Origin of the sequence: Paraburkholderia sp. SIMBA_030 (assembly GCF_046535245.1) — a bacterium.
Lineage (GTDB): Bacteria > Pseudomonadota > Gammaproteobacteria > Burkholderiales > Burkholderiaceae > Paraburkholderia.
This window is the reverse complement of the sequence record NZ_JAWRXB010000276.1, coordinates 1-297: the sequence shown is the minus strand read 5'-3', so window position 1 is coordinate 297 and position 297 is coordinate 1. Positions and strand designations below refer to the sequence as shown.

Below are 297 nucleotides of genomic sequence, written 5' to 3'. Positions count from 1 at the left end.
CACGCCGGGGGTATCCGCACCGATCATCGTGACACGATGATCGGTCAGCCAGGCTGCCGCTTCCACCGTGATCCCTGGTATGCCGTGTTCGGCGTCGAAAAACTTGCCGGGCTCGTCCCAGTTTTGACCCCAACCTGTCCGTATCAGGAGCACGTCTCCATGACGCAGTTCGACGTCACGGGCGGCTTGGCGCAGATCCTCGGCGGTGATGGGTTCTCCTGGTTCGAGAACGTCGCGCCCGGTGGTTTGCGGGATGTCGAGCAGCACTCCCCGGCACACCATGGGGGGAATGGACCC

The 297-nt window shown here is 63.6% G+C and carries 1 protein-coding gene; it reads right to left on the bottom strand.

What is annotated here, in order from left to right; translation table 11 throughout:
* Window positions 1-282, bottom strand: a 282-nt coding sequence (locus SB772_RS39990) for a cyclase family protein (RefSeq protein ID WP_410838515.1), incomplete at its 3' end; no start/stop codon positions are given.
* Between the last annotated feature and the right edge of the window lie 15 nt (window positions 283-297).